General features: G+C 69.4%; 13 protein-coding genes and 1 pseudogene. 8 read left to right on the top strand and 6 right to left on the bottom strand.

The genetic code is table 11. The features are described from left to right. Positions 1–7: 7 nt before the first annotated feature. Entirely contained in the window at positions 8–1,882 is a 1,875-nt protein-coding gene (gene mutL / locus ACE3QP_RS09850) for a DNA mismatch repair endonuclease MutL (RefSeq protein ID WP_374435645.1), read from the bottom strand. A gap of 93 nt (positions 1,883–1,975) precedes the next feature. Here mutL and ACE3QP_RS09845 point away from each other — a divergent pair, with 93 nt between their 5' ends. After that, complete coding sequence (locus tag ACE3QP_RS09845) at positions 1,976–2,626, top strand: DedA family protein (RefSeq protein ID WP_374435643.1); 651 nt, start codon at positions 1,976–1,978, stop codon at positions 2,624–2,626. A 4-nt stretch (positions 2,627–2,630) separates the two neighbouring features. Here ACE3QP_RS09845 and ACE3QP_RS09840 read toward each other — a convergent pair whose 3' ends face one another. Together ACE3QP_RS09840 and tsaE are read right to left on the bottom strand one after the other, a co-directional pair. Then, positions 2,631–4,010 (bottom strand): N-acetylmuramoyl-L-alanine amidase, encoded by a 1,380-nt coding sequence (locus ACE3QP_RS09840; protein WP_374435641.1) that lies wholly within the window; start codon positions 4,008–4,010, stop codon positions 2,631–2,633. After that, positions 4,007–4,498 carry a tRNA (adenosine(37)-N6)-threonylcarbamoyltransferase complex ATPase subunit type 1 TsaE gene (tsaE, locus tag ACE3QP_RS09835; RefSeq protein ID WP_374435640.1) on the bottom strand — a complete coding sequence of 164 codons (492 nt, stop codon included), beginning with the start codon at positions 4,496–4,498 and terminating at the stop codon, positions 4,007–4,009. The genes ACE3QP_RS09840 and tsaE overlap by 4 nt, the downstream gene beginning before the upstream one ends. Here tsaE and queG point away from each other — a divergent pair. From queG to xerD, 3 genes are read left to right on the top strand one after another with little or no spacing between them, the layout of a single operon-like run. Then, positions 4,497–5,618: a tRNA epoxyqueuosine(34) reductase QueG gene (gene queG, locus ACE3QP_RS09830; RefSeq protein ID WP_374435638.1), complete on the top strand. Its 1,122-nt coding sequence runs from the start codon at positions 4,497–4,499 to the stop codon at positions 5,616–5,618. The genes tsaE and queG overlap by 2 nt on opposite strands. Positions 5,619–5,646: 28 nt before the next feature. After that, complete coding sequence (locus tag ACE3QP_RS09825; protein WP_374435636.1) at positions 5,647–6,615, top strand: tripartite tricarboxylate transporter substrate binding protein BugE; 969 nt, start codon at positions 5,647–5,649, stop codon at positions 6,613–6,615. Then, positions 6,612–7,499, top strand: coding sequence for a site-specific tyrosine recombinase XerD (gene xerD, locus ACE3QP_RS09820; RefSeq protein ID WP_374435634.1), 888 nt, complete (start codon positions 6,612–6,614; stop codon positions 7,497–7,499). The genes ACE3QP_RS09825 and xerD overlap by 4 nt, the downstream gene beginning before the upstream one ends. 225 nt (positions 7,500–7,724) lie before the next feature. Here xerD and ACE3QP_RS09815 read toward each other — a convergent pair whose 3' ends face one another. Together ACE3QP_RS09815 and ACE3QP_RS09810 are read right to left on the bottom strand one after the other, a co-directional pair. Further along, positions 7,725–8,807, bottom strand: a complete 1,083-nt coding sequence (locus tag ACE3QP_RS09815; protein WP_374435632.1) for an ABC transporter substrate-binding protein — start codon at positions 8,805–8,807, stop codon at positions 7,725–7,727. A gap of 2 nt (positions 8,808–8,809) precedes the next feature. Beyond that, positions 8,810–9,280: an Lrp/AsnC family transcriptional regulator gene (locus ACE3QP_RS09810; RefSeq protein ID WP_198109236.1), complete on the bottom strand. Its 471-nt coding sequence runs from the start codon at positions 9,278–9,280 to the stop codon at positions 8,810–8,812. 113 nt (positions 9,281–9,393) lie between these two features. Between ACE3QP_RS09810 and ACE3QP_RS09805 the strand changes: the two genes are divergently transcribed. The 4 genes from ACE3QP_RS09805 to ACE3QP_RS09790 all read left to right on the top strand — a co-directional run bounded on the left by ACE3QP_RS09805 (position 9,394) and on the right by ACE3QP_RS09790 (position 13,995). Then, positions 9,394–9,996 (top strand): MarC family protein, encoded by a 603-nt coding sequence (locus ACE3QP_RS09805; RefSeq protein WP_198109237.1) that lies wholly within the window; start codon positions 9,394–9,396, stop codon positions 9,994–9,996. After that, entirely contained in the window at positions 9,993–11,810 is a 1,818-nt protein-coding gene (locus ACE3QP_RS09800) for a diguanylate cyclase domain-containing protein (RefSeq protein ID WP_374435630.1), read from the top strand. The genes ACE3QP_RS09805 and ACE3QP_RS09800 overlap by 4 nt, the downstream gene beginning before the upstream one ends. Positions 11,811–12,046: 236 nt before the next feature. Next, positions 12,047–13,345, top strand: a complete 1,299-nt coding sequence (gene aceA, locus ACE3QP_RS09795) for an isocitrate lyase (RefSeq protein WP_374435628.1) — start codon at positions 12,047–12,049, stop codon at positions 13,343–13,345. 239 nt (positions 13,346–13,584) lie between these two features. Then, a complete protein-coding gene (locus ACE3QP_RS09790) occupies positions 13,585–13,995 on the top strand; it encodes a hypothetical protein (protein WP_374435627.1) in 411 nt (136 codons plus the stop codon). 64 nt (positions 13,996–14,059) lie between these two features. On the opposite strand, the pseudogene ACE3QP_RS09785 reads toward ACE3QP_RS09790, so the two are convergent. Next, positions 14,060–14,272, bottom strand: a pseudogene (locus tag ACE3QP_RS09785) (hypothetical protein); the annotation flags it as partial.

Here is a 14,272-nt window from a genome sequence, read left to right as displayed (position 1 = left end):
GTGGCCCTCAACGGCCGCGCAGGAAGAGCGCGTCCAGGTCTCGCAGGCTGAGCTGGCGCCAGGTGGGGCGCCCGTGGTTGCATTGGTCGGCGCGCTCGGTGCGCTCCATGTCGCGCAGCAGCGCGTTCATCTCGGTCAGGCTGAGCTGGCGGTTGGCCCGCACCGCCGCGTGGCAAGCCATGGTGGCCAGCAGATCGTGCTGGGCACGCTCCAGCACCTGGCTGCCGCCGTGCTGGCCCAGGTCGGCCAGCACCTGGCGGCTCAGGGCCACGAGGTCGGCGCCGTCCAGCAGGGCTGGGCGGCTGCGCAGGGCCAGCTGCTGGCGGCCCAGCGGGCTGAGGTCGAGGCCGAGCTGCATCAGCGTGTCGGCATGGGCTTCGGCCAGCGCCAGCTCCTCGGCCGAGGCGGCGAAGGCGAGCGGGATCAGCAGCGGTTGCGCGTCCATGCGGCGCGCCAGCGCCTGCTTGAAGCGCTCGTACAGCACGCGCTCGTGCGCGGCGTGCATGTCCACCAGCACCAGGCCCTGGCGGTTCTCGGCCAGCACATAGATGCCATGCAGCTGGGCGATGGCGCGACCCAGCGGCCATTCGTCCTGCACCGGGGCGGGGGCCGCCGCGGTGGGCGCGCTGGCCGCAACGGCCACAACGGGCGCGACGGGCGACGTCAGGCGCGCCAGCCAGGCGTCGCGCTCCGGAGGTGCGGGTTCGCTGCGCGGCGCGGCCCAGGAAAGGGCCGTCTGCTCGCGCGGCATCGCCAGCGGGGGCGGGCTGCTGAAGGCGGTTGCTTCGGCGGCGCGCAGCGGGCTGGCGGCGGGCGCCAGGCTGTAGCTCACCGTGGGGGCAGGCTCGGCCGCGGGCAGCGCTTCGGCGCGGGACTGCGCCAGCGCCTCCACCGCCAGCCGCCGCAGCTGCTGGTGCAGGCCGCGGCTGTCTCGAAAGCGCACCTCGCTCTTGGTGGGGTGCACGTTCACGTCCACCAGCTCGGGGTTGATGTCGATCGCCACCCAGTAGCTGGGCTGGCGCTGGCCGTGCAGCACGTCGTCGAAGGCCGAGCGCAGGGCGTGGGCGAGCGTGCGGTCGCGCACAAAGCGGCCATTGACGTACAGGTACTGCAGATCGGCCCGCGCCCGCGCCGCCTCGGGCAGGCCCAGGCGGCCGAGGATGCGCAGCGCCGGCACCTCCCATTCGAAGGCGCGGCTGGCGGCCACGAAATCTTCACCCAGCACATCGGCCAGGCGCTGCTGGCGGGGGGCAGGGCGCCATTGCTCCACCAGCTTGCCTTCGCTCCACAGCGCGAAGCCCACCTCCGGGTAGGCCAGCGCCTGGCGGCGCAAGGCTTCCAGGCAATGCGCCTGCTCGGTGGCCTCGGTCTTGAGGAATTTGCGGCGCGCCGGGGTGTTGAAGAAGAGCTCGCGCACCTCGATCGTGGTGCCGCGGCCGCGCGCGGCGGCGCGCAGCTCGCCCGAGCGGGCGTCCAGGCGCGTGGCGTGCGCGGCCTCGGGCGTGCGGCTGGTGATGGACAAATCGGACACCGAGGCGATGGCCGCCAGGGCCTCGCCCCGGAAACCCAGGCTGCCCACGCACTCCAGCTCGCGCAGGTCACGGATCTTGCTGGTGGCGTGGCGGCGCAGCGCCAGCGGAAGTTCTTCCGGTGGGATGCCCATGCCGTCGTCTTCCACCGTGAGGCAACGGATGCCGCCGCCCAGCAGGCGCACGGTGATTTGCGTGGCGCCGGCGTCCAGGGCGTTGTCCAGCAGCTCGCGCACGGCGGCGGCGGGGCGGTCCACCACCTCGCCGGCGGCGATCTGGCTGACCAGCTCGTCGGGCAGTTCGGCGATGGGGCGGCGTACCGGCATGGCGGCGGCCAGGGCGGTTTCGGTCATGGCGGGCGGGGGAGGGTGGAGCAGCGGGGATCCCGCAGACGAGGGCCCGAGTATCCCAGGGTGGCCCCGCACGGCCGGCCAAAATCGCGCGCCATGGAAATCCTTGCCCTGCTGATTGACTTCATCCTGCACGTCGACCGCCACATCGAGAGCTTTGTGGCGAGCTACGGCCTGTGGGTCTACGCGCTGCTGTTTGCCATCGTCTTCGTCGAGACCGGCCTGGTGGTGATGCCCTTCCTGCCGGGCGACTCACTGCTCTTCGTGGTGGGCGCGCTGTGTGGCGTCGGCGCCATGAACCTGCCGCTGGCGATTGCCGTGCTGCTGGTGGCCGCCATCCTGGGTGACCAGTGCAATTACTCGATCGGGCGCTACTTCGGCCCCAAGGTCTTCCAGTGGGAGCAGAGCCGCTTCTTCAATAAGAAGGCCTTCAACGCCGCGCACGAGTTCTACGAGCGCCACGGCGGCATCACCATCGTCATCGCCCGCTTCATGCCCTTCATCCGCACCTTTGCGCCCTTTGTGGCCGGGGTGGCCGAGATGACGCGCAGCAAGTTCACCGCCTTCAACGTCCTGGGCGGAACGATCTGGGTCGTCGGCCTGGTTCTGCTGGGCTATGCCTTCGGCAACATCCCGCTCGTGAAGGCGCACATGGAGAAGGTGATCTGGGCGCTGATCATCATTCCGGGGCTGATTGCCATCGTCGGCGGCTGGCGCGCCCAGCGGCAGCAGAAGGCGGCCGGCTGAGCCCTCAGCTGCTGCGCCGCGCTACCGGGGTGCGCTTGCCCAGGTAGCGCAGCAGGCCCTTGGCCAGGGCCTGCACCAGCTCGCGCTGGTACTCGGGGTCGCGCAGCTTGGCCTCTTCCTCGGGGTTCGAGATGAAGGCGGTCTCGACCAGGATCGAGGGCACATCGGGCGCCTTCAGCACCGCGAAACCGGCCTGCTCGACACGCGGCTTGTGCAGGCGGCCGACCTTGCCGATCTGGCCCAGCACCTCGGAGCCCAGCTGCAGGCTGTCCTTGATCTGCGCCGTGGTGCTCATGTCGGCCATCACGCGCAGCACTGTCTCGTCCTTGACGGCGAGCTGGTTCAGGCCGCCGACGGCGTCGGCAGCGTTCTCTTTCTCGGCCAGCCAGCGCGCGGCGGCGCTGGTGGCGGCCTTGTCGGCCAGCGCGAACACCGAGGCACCGCGTGCCTGCGGGCGGATGAAGGCGTCGGCATGGATGGAGACGAAGAGATCGGCGCCCACGCGCCGCGCCTTGCGCACGCGTTCGTGCAGGGGCACGAAGTAGTCGGCGTCGCGCGTCATCAGCACGCGCACATTGGGCTCCTGCAGCAGGCGCTCGCGCAGCTGCTTGGCCACTGCCAGCACCACGTCCTTCTCGCGCAACCCGGTGGGGCCGATGGCGCCGGGGTCCTCGCCGCCATGGCCGGGGTCGAGCGCCACCACGACCAGGCGCTCCACGCGCGGCTTGCGCGAGCTGGGCGGCGGCGGGGCGGATGCCGCCGGCGCAGGCGCCGGGGCGGCCGGGCCTGAAGCGGCGGGGGCTGGCACTGGCGCAGGCGCCGGGCTGCTGGCCTTGTCCTGTGGCAGCTTCTGGATCCATTCGCCCAGCGCGTCATTGATGTCCTCGGCCGCCGCCTTGGCATTGCTCTCGCGCTCCTGCAGCAGGGCCAGCAGGGGGTCGGCAGCACCCGGGGCAGGGTAGAGGTCCAGCACCAGGCGGTGCTGGTAGGCCGCAACCGGGGCGAGCGTGAAGACTTGCGGGGCGATGCCCTGCTTCAGGTCGAACACCAGACGCACCACGCGCGGCTGGTATTGGCCGATGCGCACGCTGGCGATGAAGGGGTCGTCGGCCTGCAGCTTGGCCACCAGCTCCTTGAGCCGCGGCGAAAGGCTCAGGCCGTCGATGTCGATGACCAGGCGCTCCGGCGCCTCGGTGACGAAATGCCGGGCCGCCAGCGGCCGGTCCGATTCGAGCGTGACGCGGGTGTAGGCCGCCGCCGGCCACAGGCGCACGGCCAGCAGGTTGGCGTCCGCGCCGGCCGCGGGAGTCGTGGCCGCGCGCGCGGCCAGCGGCCAGGTCCAGGCGAAGGCGCCGTGCAGCAGCAAGAGGCGGCGCGTGCTCATCCGGCCAGGGCCTTCAGCAGCACCCGGCCGCGGGGCGTGAACGCCTGGGCCTGCACGCTACGGATGTCTTCGCTGCCATCGTCCGCGCCCTCGATCTGCAGGCGCAGATCCGCCTGGGGCAGCAGGCCGGCGGCGTGTTCGGGCCACTCCACCAGCTTCAGGCCGGGGCCAGCCAGCAGCTCGCGAAAGCCGGCGTCCTCCCACTCGCGCGGGTCGCTGAAACGGTAGAAGTCAAAGTGGTGCACCTCACCCGCCGGCGGTTCATAGCTTTCCAGCACGGCGTAGCTGGGGCTCTTGATGCGCCCCTGCACACCCAGCGCGCGCAACAGGTGCCGCACCAGGGTAGTCTTGCCCGCACCCAGGCCGCCTTCCAGCAGCAGCAGGGCCGGAAAAAGCTCGGGGCAAGCGCCCAAGCGCGCGGCGGCAGCCTGGGTGGCGGCCTCGTCAGGCCAATGCAGCAGGGAAGGCGTTTCTAGAATCGCAGCCATGGAGATTGAGAGGCCCGGCCAGCCGGCTGTGAACACCGCCGCGCTGCTGCCCAAGATCGAAGCCTGGGCCAGGGCGCTGGGATTCTCCCAAATCGGCGTCGCCCCCATTGACTTGCACGAGGCCGAGCCTGGCCTGCTGGCCTGGCTGCAGGCCGGATTTCATGGTGACATGGACTACATGGCCGCCCATGGGCTCAAGCGCGCGCGCCCGGCCGAGTTGGTGCCCGGCACGCTGAGTGTCGTCACTGCGCGCATGGATTACCTGCCACGCAGCTCCCCGGATGACTGGCGCGCCATCGAGTGGCAGGGCCTGCGCCTGCCTGCCCAGGCTCAGGTGTCGATCTATGCCCGCGGCCGGGACTATCACAAGGTGCTGCGCCAGCGCTTGCAAAAGCTGGCCGACCAGATCGCTGCCGAGATCGGCCCCTTCGGCCACCGCTGCTTCACCGATTCGGCGCCGCTGCTCGAAGTGGAGCTGGCCAGCCGCTCGGGCCTGGGCTGGCGCGGCAAGCACACGCTGACGCTGAGCCGCGAGGCCGGCTCCACGTTCTTTCTTGGCGAGATCCTCGTCGACCTGGCGCTACCACCCACGCCGCCCGAAAGCGCCCACTGCGGCGCCTGCACGGCCTGCCTGGACGTCTGCCCGACGGCCGCCATCGTGGCGCCGTACCGCCTGGACGCGCGCCGCTGCATCTCCTACCTGACGATCGAGCAGGACGGCCCGATTCCGCCCGAGCTGCGCGCGGCGATGGGCAACCGCATCTATGGCTGCGACGACTGCCAGCTCGCCTGCCCCTGGAACAAGTTCGCCCAGCGCAGCAGCCTGCCGGATTTCGACAGCCGGGACGCGCTGAATCAGCCCAGCCTGCTCGCGCTGTGGGCCTGGGACGAGGCCGAGTTCCTGCGCCGCACCGAGGGCTCGCCAATCCGCCGCATCGGCATCCGCCGCTGGCGCCGCAACCTGGCCGTGGCCCTGGGCAACGCGCTGCGCGCCAGCGGCGATCCCGCCCTCCGCACGGCCCTGCAGGCCGCACTGCCCGCAGCCGACGCTCAGCTGGCCGAGCACATCGAATGGGCCCTCGCGCAAGCCCCAGGTGGCCACGCCGGCACGGCGGCCTAGCATCGCTCCGAACTTCCGGAGCCCCCGCATGCAACGCCGAGACCTGCTGACCCTTGCCGCCGCCCTGGGCGTGTCGCCCCAGCTGCTGGCCCAGGCCTACCCGGCCAAGCCGGTGCGCCTGATCGTGCCCTTTGCCCCCGGCGGCACCACCGACATCATTGCCCGCGTGCTGGCAGAACGCATCCAACCCGCGCTCGGCGCCACCTTGGTGGTGGACAACCGGGCCGGCGGCGGCGGTGTCGTGGGCGCCACCGAGATCGCGCGCGCCGCCCCCGACGGCTACACCATCGGCATGGCCACCGTGTCCACCACGGCGGCCAACCCGGCCATCAACCCGCGCATCGCCTACCAGCCGCTCACCGATTTCACGCCCATCATCAACATCGCCGCCACGCCCAACGTGATCGCGGTGCATCCGAGCTTCCCGGCTCGCGATTACGCCGGCTTTCTGGCCGAGATCAAGAAGAAGCCCGGCCACTACAGCTACGCCAGCTCGGGCACCGGCGGCATCGGCCATTTGCAGACCGAGCTGTTCAAGAGCCTGACCGGCAGCTTCATCGTTCACATCCCCTACCGCGGCGCCGGCCCGGCTCTGAATGATGTGGTGGCGGGCCAGGTGCCGATCATTTTTGACAACCTGCCCTCGGCTCTTCCGCACATCAAGGATGGCCGCCTGGTGCCCATCGTGGTGGCCGCGCCGGCGCGGCTGGCGCAACTGCCCAATGTGCCCACCTTCGCCGAACTGAAGCTGGAGCCGGTGAACCGCATGGCCTACTACGGCCTGCACGCGCCCAAGGGCCTGCCGCGTGAGCTCGTAGCCAAGCTGCACGCCGCCGCCAAGCGCACCTGCGAGCTGGCGGATGTGAAAAAGCGCATCGAGGACACCGGCTCGTTGCTGGTGTTGAACACGCCGGAGCAGTTCGCCGAGCAGATCGCCGCCGAGTTCGCGGTCTACAAGAAGGTCGTTGAGCGGCAGAAGCTCAAGCTCGAAGGGTGAATTCGACCGCGGGCATCGAGGCCTTTGTGCGCGCGCTCTGGCTCGAAGAAGGCCTGAGCGAGCGCACCCGCGAGGCCTATGCGCGCGATCTGCAGGGCCTGGCAGCCTGGCTGGAAGCCGAGGGGCAGGCCCTCGATACCGCGCGTGAGTCCGATCTGCAGGCCTATGCCCTGGCCCGCCACGCCGGCAGCAAGGCGAGCAGCGCCAACCGCCGTCTGTCCAGCTTCAAGCGCTACTACCGCTGGGCCCTGCGGGAGGGCCGCATCCAGCAAGACCCGACCCTGCGCCTGAACGCCGCCCGCCAGGCGCTGCGCGTGCCCAAGGTGCTGAGCGAGGCCCAAGTGGAGGCCCTGCTGGCTGCGCCGGGCGAAGACGGCCCGCTGGCCCTGCGCGACCGCGCCATGCTGGAACTGCTGTACGCCAGCGGCCTGCGCGTCAGCGAGTTGGTGGAGCTGCCCAGCGTCGGCCTGAACCTGCGCGACGGCCTGGTACGGGTGCGCGGCAAGGGCGAGAAGGAACGCCTGGTGCCCATCGGTGAGCCGGCGCGCGCTGCCATCCAGCGCTACTTGGCCGAAGCGCGCACCGCCTTGCTGGGGGCACGGCGCAGCGAGGCGCTGTTCGTCACCGTGCAGGGCGCGGCCATGAGCCGGCAAATGTTCTGGAAGCTGATCAAGCGCTATGCCGCGCAGGCCGGTGTGCAGGTGCCGCTGTCACCGCACACCCTGCGCCATGCCTTCGCCACCCATTTGCTCAACCACGGCGCCGACCTGCGCGCCGTGCAGCTGCTGCTGGGCCACGCCGATCTGTCCACCACGCAGATTTACACCCATGTGGCGCGCGAGCGGCTCAAGGCGCTGGTGGCGCAGCACCATCCGAGAGGCTAGGGCCTGTTCACACGACGGGAAGCCAGCGCGTTGCCTCCAGAAAGGGCGCCAACGAGGCGCGAAGCCGCAGGCGTGGCGGGACCACGGCAAGGCTTCGTAACGAAGTGGGCGCCCTTTCTGGAGGCAACCCGAAGGGAAAGGGCCTGACCGGCCGGCATCCGTCGGTGCCCGGCTCGCCCAGGCGGCCAGGCCCTTTCGCGTGGCTTCCCGTCGTGTGAACAGGCCCTAGTCCCGCACGATGCGAACGAGGCGCGAACCGCGCCGCTCGCTGGCGCCGTACTGCACCGTGTAGCCACCCAGATCCAGCCGGCCAAGGCCAGCCAGGGCCTGCAGCACGCCGGCCCGGGTCATCGGACCGTTGACGCGGCGCAAGGCTTCAAGCAGCACGCGGGTGGCCAGGTAGCCCTCCAGGCTGATCGAGTCAAACGCGCTGGCACCCATGGCCCGCAAGGCGCGCTGGTACTGCGCCACCACCGGCAGTTGGGCGTCCTCCGGGTCCGGCACCACCTGGGCGAACACCAGCCCCTGCAGGCTGCCACCCAGGGCGGCACGCAGGGGTTCTCGCCCGGCGAACGACAGCGAATAGAAGCGCCCGCGGTAGCCGGCCTTGCGAGCCTGTGCGACGAAAGCCGCGCAGGTCTCGTAGGTGCTGACCATGTAGATGGCCTCGGCGTTTGCCGTCAGCGTGTTCACCGCGGCGCTCACTTCCACGGTGTTGCGCTTCACGGTGTCTGCCGCGCCCAATGCGATGCCTGCAGCGGTTACGGCGTCGCGCAGGGCTTCCAGCCCCGCGCGGCCGTACAAGTCGGCCTGGTAGAACACATTGACGCGCCGAGCGCCGTCGGCACGGATGGCGTGGGCGAGCGCGCGAGCTTCGTCGCGGTAGCTGGCACGCACCATGTAGACCTGCGGATTGGCGCGCTCCCATAGTGCATCGGCGCCGCTGTAAGGGCCGACGAACGCCAGTTGGTGACGCTTGACCAGAGGCAGCGCCGCCATGCTGGTGGGCGTGCCCACATAGCCGAGCAGGGCCAGCACGCGTTCATCGCCCACCAGGGCCTCGGTGTTGGCCACGGCGCGATCGGGCTCGTAGCCGTCGTCCAGCAGATCCAGTGCCAAGGGCTGGCCCTGGATGCCGCCCTGGTCATTGGCCGCCTGCAGCGCCGCCTGACTGCCCAGGTGGTATTGCCGCCCCAAGGCCGCTGCCGGGCCGGTGAGGGCCGCCGAGGCCCCGATGCGCAGCAGCGGTGCGGCCTGGGCCGCGCTGCTGATCGCCGCCAGGGCCGTGAGCAGCTGGCGGCGTTGCATGTTCAGCGCACCGGCAGGGCGGCGGGCGCCTTGACCTCTTCCAGGCAGACCATCGAGCGCACGTCGGCCACACCCTTGATCTGCATCAGCCGGTCGGTCAGCAGCTGCGACAGGCTGCGCAAATCGCGCGCCACCACCTTGAGCAGGTAATCGCAGTCACCGCTGACGGTGTGGATCTCCAGCACCTCGGGCTGGTCCCGCAGCAGGCCTTCGATGTCGCGCACCCGCTCGAAGGCCTCGGCGGCGATGTTGACGCTGACGAAGGCGGTCACGCCCAGGTCCAGCGCCGCGGGCTGCACCAGCGCCCGGTAGCCGCGCACCACGCCGCGCTCCTCGAGTGCACGCACGCGCCGGAAGCACTGCGGCGCCGACAGCTGCACCTCGGCCGCCAGATCGACGTTCGAAATCCGCCCATCCCGTTGCAGCACTTCGAGAATCTTGCAATCAATCGCGTCTAGCTTTGCGCTTTCCATCTGTCCCCGAGATGCAGTGAAAGTTTGTTGCGCGATCCTAGCCTTCCCGTCGCGCGCTGGCGGCGGACTTTTCGCACGCAGAATGACCGGGTCCGGAACCGCGCTGCATCCCTATGGACCACAACTTTGTCTCGGCCCTGATCCTGCTGCTGCTTGTGCTGGATCCGCTCGGCAGCCTGCCCATCTGCATCCCCATCATGCGCGAGGTGCCGCGCGAACGCAGGGCCCGCGTGGCGGTGCGCGAGGTTGGCATCGCCTTCCTGGTGCTGCTGGCCTTCATGTACACCGGCGAGGGTTTCCTGCGCGTCATGCACCTCAGCGAACGCTCGCTCGAGGTGGCCGGGGGCGTGATCCTGTTGATGGTCGCCATCCGCATGATCTTTTCCAGCCACGGTGAATCGGTCTACGGCGTGGCGCCCGGCCGGGAGCCCTTGATCTTTCCGCTCGCTGTGCCCCTGCTGGCCGGGCCCTCGGCCATGGCCACGGTGCTGCTGCTGGCCTCGCGCCAGCCCGAGAAGATCGGCCAGTGGGTCGGCGCGCTGGCGGTGGCCATGGCCGTCTGTGGCATCACCTTGCTGCTGGCCGAGCGCATCCGCAAGCTGCTGGGGGACTCGGTCGTCACCGCGCTGGAAAAGCTGATGGGCCTGGTGCTGACGGCCATCGCGGTGGAAATGATCCTGGCGGGGCTGAAGCGGTACTTCGTGGGGGGCTTGTGAGCACCCGCCGTGCCTACCCCTTGCGCTGGCTGCTGCTGGCGCCGGCCATCCTGGTGATGCTGGGCATGGCGCTGGGCGTGGGCGCACTGAGTTGGCGCGCGGCGCGCGTGAGCAGCGAGTCCGTCGAGCAGCGCTTGGTTGAGGAGATCGCCAGCGGCGTCGAGCAGCACCTGCAGGGCCTGCTGCGTTCGGCGCACGATGTGGTGCAGGAAAACGCCGGCGCCTTCCGCCTCGGCCTGTTGCCGCTGGAGCCGCCCGCCCGGTTGCAGCAACGTCTGCTGAACCAGATCCGCCACCAGCCGCACCTGACCTTCATCAGCATCGGGCTGCCGGATGGCGGCCTGATCAGCGCCTCGCGCCACCCGGTGGATGGCGGCCTGCGCCTCATCACCGCCGAGCGCGGTGGGCCGCTGACGCGCTACCGCGTGCTCGACGAGGGCAGCGGCCGCACCGAGCTCGAAGACCGCGGCGAACCCTATGACAGCCGCAGCCTGGTCTGGTACCAGCGGGCCGCCCAGAGCGGCGAGCTGGGCTGGTACCCGGTGGTGGCCTATCGCAGCTACGCCTCGCTGGGGCTGGGCCTTTCGGCGCCGTTGCGCAGTGCGCAGGGCCAGGGGCCGCTGGGCGTGGCGGGGGCGGATCTGGGTCTGGTGCAGCTGTCGCGCTTCCTGGCCGCTCGTTTCGCGGGGCGCTCTGGCCTGGCCTTCGTGGCCGAGCAGGATGGGCAACTGCTCGCCAGCTCCACCGAGGCCGACGCCCAGTACACCCCGATCCGTCTCGACCAGCGCCAGCTGGCCCAGCAGGCCGACCCGCGGCTGCGCGCCGTGGCCGACTGGATCGGCCGCCAAGGCAAGCGCACCGAGGCCACGAACCGCCCGGTCAAGCTGCAGGTCGAGGGTCGGTACTACCTGCTCAATCTGCGCGAGGTGCGCGGCGCCGGCGGCTTGGAACTGCTGCAGGGCGTGCTGTTGGAAGAGGACGCCTTGCTCGGTTCCTGGCGCGCGCAGGCGCGCTGGGCGCTGATCTGGGTGCTGGCCCTGGCATTGCTGGCCATTGGGCTGCTGTTCGCGCTGCTCACACGCCTGGTGCGCGAGCTCGACACCCTGGGCCAGGCCGCCGGCGGCCTGGCGTTGGGGCAGGGCGGTGTGCGCGTGCCCGAGGACGGGCCCATCCTCGAACTGCGCCGCCTGGGTGCGCTGTTCAACCACATGGGCGTGCAGGTGCAGCGTTCGCTGTCCACGCTCAAGGGGGAGGTCAGTACGCGCAGCGACGAATTGGCCCTGGCCCAGGCCGAACTGCAGCGCCAGTTGGCGCTCGACAGCCTGACCCAGATCGCCAACCGCGGCCGCTTCGAGGAGGAGCTGGACAAGGCCTGGCGCCGCGCCCAGCGCCAGTCGCAAGCTCTCGCTCTGCTGGTGTTGGATGTGGACGCTTTCAAGCTCTACAACGAGCGCCACGGCCAGGTGGCCGGCGACACCCTGCTGCGTGGCCTGGCCGAGCTGCTCGAAGGCATGCAGCGCCGGCCCGACGACCTGGCCGCGCGCCTGAGCGCTGACCGCTTCGTGCTGCTGCTGCCCGGCACCGACCCCCAAGGGGCCGCTCAGGAAGCGGAGGAACTGCTACTGCGCGTGCGTGCGCGCGGCTGGCCACAGGCCCCGGGCGCTCCGGCTTCCACCGTCAGCATCAGCATCGGGGTGGCGATCGCCTGGCCGGACGATGTGGACAGCCCGGCCGGGCTGCTGCAGCGCGCGGAGCACAGCCTGGCGGCGGCCAAGTCCGGGGGGCGCAATCGCTGGGTCTGCCTCAGTGCCTGATTTCATGATAAGAAATTTGCATTTCGCAATGCGGTAAGGCGCCAGAAATTCGCTCGCCGACATTTCTCGCTATGAAATTTACATATCCACATCGCGAAACGCGCAGGCTAAGCCCTTGTTTTTGCAGGAAAAGTTTTCCTAGGGGTAGCACCCCAATTGTCAAGCTCCCGAAAGCGGAAGTCCCTAGTCTTGAGTCCGTTCCCGCTTTCGTTTCCTTCCCCTTCAGGAGTTTTGACATGAGCAAGCTGACCCGCGAACAACAAGCCGCCGCCCTCGAAAAGGATTGGGCCGAGAACCCCCGCTGGGCGGGTATCAAGCGCGGCTACACCGCCGCCGATGTGGTGCGTCTGCGTGGCTCCGTCCAGGTGGAACACACCCTGGCCAAGCGCGGCGCTGAAAAGCTCTGGGGCCTGGTGAACAGCGAGCCCTTCGTCAACGCCCTGGGCGCCATGACCGGCAACCAGGCCATGCAGCAGGTCAAGGCCGGCCTGAAGGCCATTTACCTCTCCGGCTGGCAGGTGGCCGGTGACGCCAACAGCAATGGCGAGATGTACCCCGACCAGTCGCTGTACTCGGTGGACTCGGTGCCCAAAGTCGTCAAGAAGATCAACGCCACCTTCGCCCGCGCCGACCAGATCCAGTGGGCCGAGGGCAAGGACGACATCGACTACTTCGCCCCCATCGTGGCCGATGCCGAAGCCGGCTTCGGCGGCGTTCTCAACGCGTTTGAGCTGATGAAGGCCATGATCGAAGCCGGTGCCGCTGGCGTGCACTTCGAAGACCAACTGGCCAGCGCCAAGAAGTGCGGCCACATGGGCGGCAAGGTGCTGGTGCCCACCCGCGAGGCCGTGGCCAAGCTGGTGGCCGCCCGCCTGGCGGCCGACGTGATGGGCACGCCCACCCTGCTGGTGGCCCGCACCGACGCCGAAGCCGGCGACCTGGTGACCAGCGACATCGACGACAACGACAAGCCCTTCTGCACCGGCGAGCGCACCGTCGAAGGCTTCTACCGCACCAAGAACGGCCTCGACCAAGCCATCAGCCGTGGCCTGGCGTACGCCCCCTACGCCGACCTGATCTGGTGCGAAACCGGCAAGCCCGACCTGGCCTTCGCGAAGGCCTTCGCCGACGCGATCCACGCCAAGTTCCCCGGCAAGCTGCTGGCCTACAACTGCTCGCCCAGCTTCAACTGGAAGAAGAACCTGGACGACGCCACCATCGCCAAGTTCCAGCGCGAGCTGGGCGCCATGGGCTACAAGTTCCAGTTCATCACCCTGGCCGGCTTCCACAGCCTGAACTACTCGATGTTCAACCTGGCCTACGGCTACGCCCGCAACCAGATGAGCGCCTTCGTCGAGCTGCAGGAAGCCGAGTTCGCCGCGGCCGAGAAGGGCTTCACCGCCGTGAAGCACCAGCGCGAGGTGGGCACGGGCTACTTCGATGCCGTGACCACCACCATCGAAGCGAACGCCTCCACCGCGGCGCTGAAGGGCTCGACGGAAGACGAGCAATTCATGGACGGCACGCATCACTGAGCCAGGGCCGAGCCGAGTCCTTGCGGACTCGGCGACGCCTAGCGAAGGACTTGCCCCGTCTCTCGGGGCAAGGCATGAGTGAAGAGCAGGGCAGCCAATTGGCTGCCCTTTTTCTTGGGCGCCGCCCCATGCAGCCGCGGGGAAGCGCCAAACCCTCAGCAGGGCCGGAGCTGGCACAGTCCAGCCAATGAGGGCGCCGACGCAGTGCCCAGTTGAATTCGGTTGAAGGGAGGACGGCCATGTTTCACACCAGCCTGGACGCACGGCAGGAACCACTTCCCGTGCTCAGCCTGCGGGCCAAGCGCGTCATCAAGACCCTAGCGCCCGACAGTGCCGGTGCCCGCAAGCTCGCCAGGCGCTTCGGCGCTGATCTGGTTTGTGTGCGCCATCGCGTCGATCTCACCGGCGAACGCCGCTACACCACGGTGGAGTTGCTGGTGGAGGTGCGCGAGATCCGCGGACGCTCATGCCCCGACGCCGAGGTCGCGCTGCGGCTGGGGTTCGGCGAGCGCACCTTGCGCGCAACCTTGCAAGCCGCTGGCGCCCGTTGGGACCCTGCGAGCCGGCTTTGGTACCTGCCTGCCCAGCAGGTGAGGGCGCTCGGGTTGGAAGCGCGGATCGTCAAATGCGCGGCTCAAAAAAGCGGATAGATATGGACGCCACATCTATCCATTTATGTCTAGATGTGGCCATAACTGGTCGGCCCTGAACAACTCAGTTCGCGCCGACTGGCACCATTGGGTCGGGCGCTAATCGCGAGCTGAGCAGGCACTCGGCCAGTGTCACGACGCCGAACAAGCCCAGCAAAAGCACCCGCAGGTGCGCCAGGATCAGCCGCAGGTTGTGCCCGGCACCGCACAACAAGGCATGCATTGCGTCGCCCAGGCTGCCCTTGAGCCAGTTCCGGCGCAGCAACCCGTCGTTCTT

The organism is Inhella sp., assembly GCF_041912635.1.
In the GTDB taxonomy this organism is placed as follows: Bacteria; Pseudomonadota; Gammaproteobacteria; order Burkholderiales; family Burkholderiaceae_C; genus Inhella.
This window is presented reverse-complemented; position numbering and strand designations above follow the sequence as displayed.

Coding starts and splice junctions, on each gene's coding strand:
- queG (WP_374435638.1), top strand. CDS start 4,497: ATGGAGATTGAGAGGCCCGGCCAGCCGGCTGTGAACACCGCCGCGCTG.
- ACE3QP_RS09815 (WP_374435632.1), bottom strand. CDS start 8,807: ATGCAACGCCGCCAGCTGCTCACGGCCCTGGCGGCGATCAGCAGCGCG.
- ACE3QP_RS09825 (WP_374435636.1), top strand. CDS start 5,647: ATGCAACGCCGAGACCTGCTGACCCTTGCCGCCGCCCTGGGCGTGTCG.
- ACE3QP_RS09840 (WP_374435641.1), bottom strand. CDS start 4,010: ATGAGCACGCGCCGCCTCTTGCTGCTGCACGGCGCCTTCGCCTGGACC.
- mutL (WP_374435645.1), bottom strand. CDS start 1,882: ATGACCGAAACCGCCCTGGCCGCCGCCATGCCGGTACGCCGCCCCATC.
- ACE3QP_RS09805 (WP_198109237.1), top strand. CDS start 9,394: ATGGACCACAACTTTGTCTCGGCCCTGATCCTGCTGCTGCTTGTGCTG.
- ACE3QP_RS09845 (WP_374435643.1), top strand. CDS start 1,976: ATGGAAATCCTTGCCCTGCTGATTGACTTCATCCTGCACGTCGACCGC.
- tsaE (WP_374435640.1), bottom strand. CDS start 4,498: ATGGCTGCGATTCTAGAAACGCCTTCCCTGCTGCATTGGCCTGACGAG.
- ACE3QP_RS09810 (WP_198109236.1), bottom strand. CDS start 9,280: ATGGAAAGCGCAAAGCTAGACGCGATTGATTGCAAGATTCTCGAAGTG.
- aceA (WP_374435628.1), top strand. CDS start 12,047: ATGAGCAAGCTGACCCGCGAACAACAAGCCGCCGCCCTCGAAAAGGAT.
- ACE3QP_RS09790 (WP_374435627.1), top strand. CDS start 13,585: ATGTTTCACACCAGCCTGGACGCACGGCAGGAACCACTTCCCGTGCTC.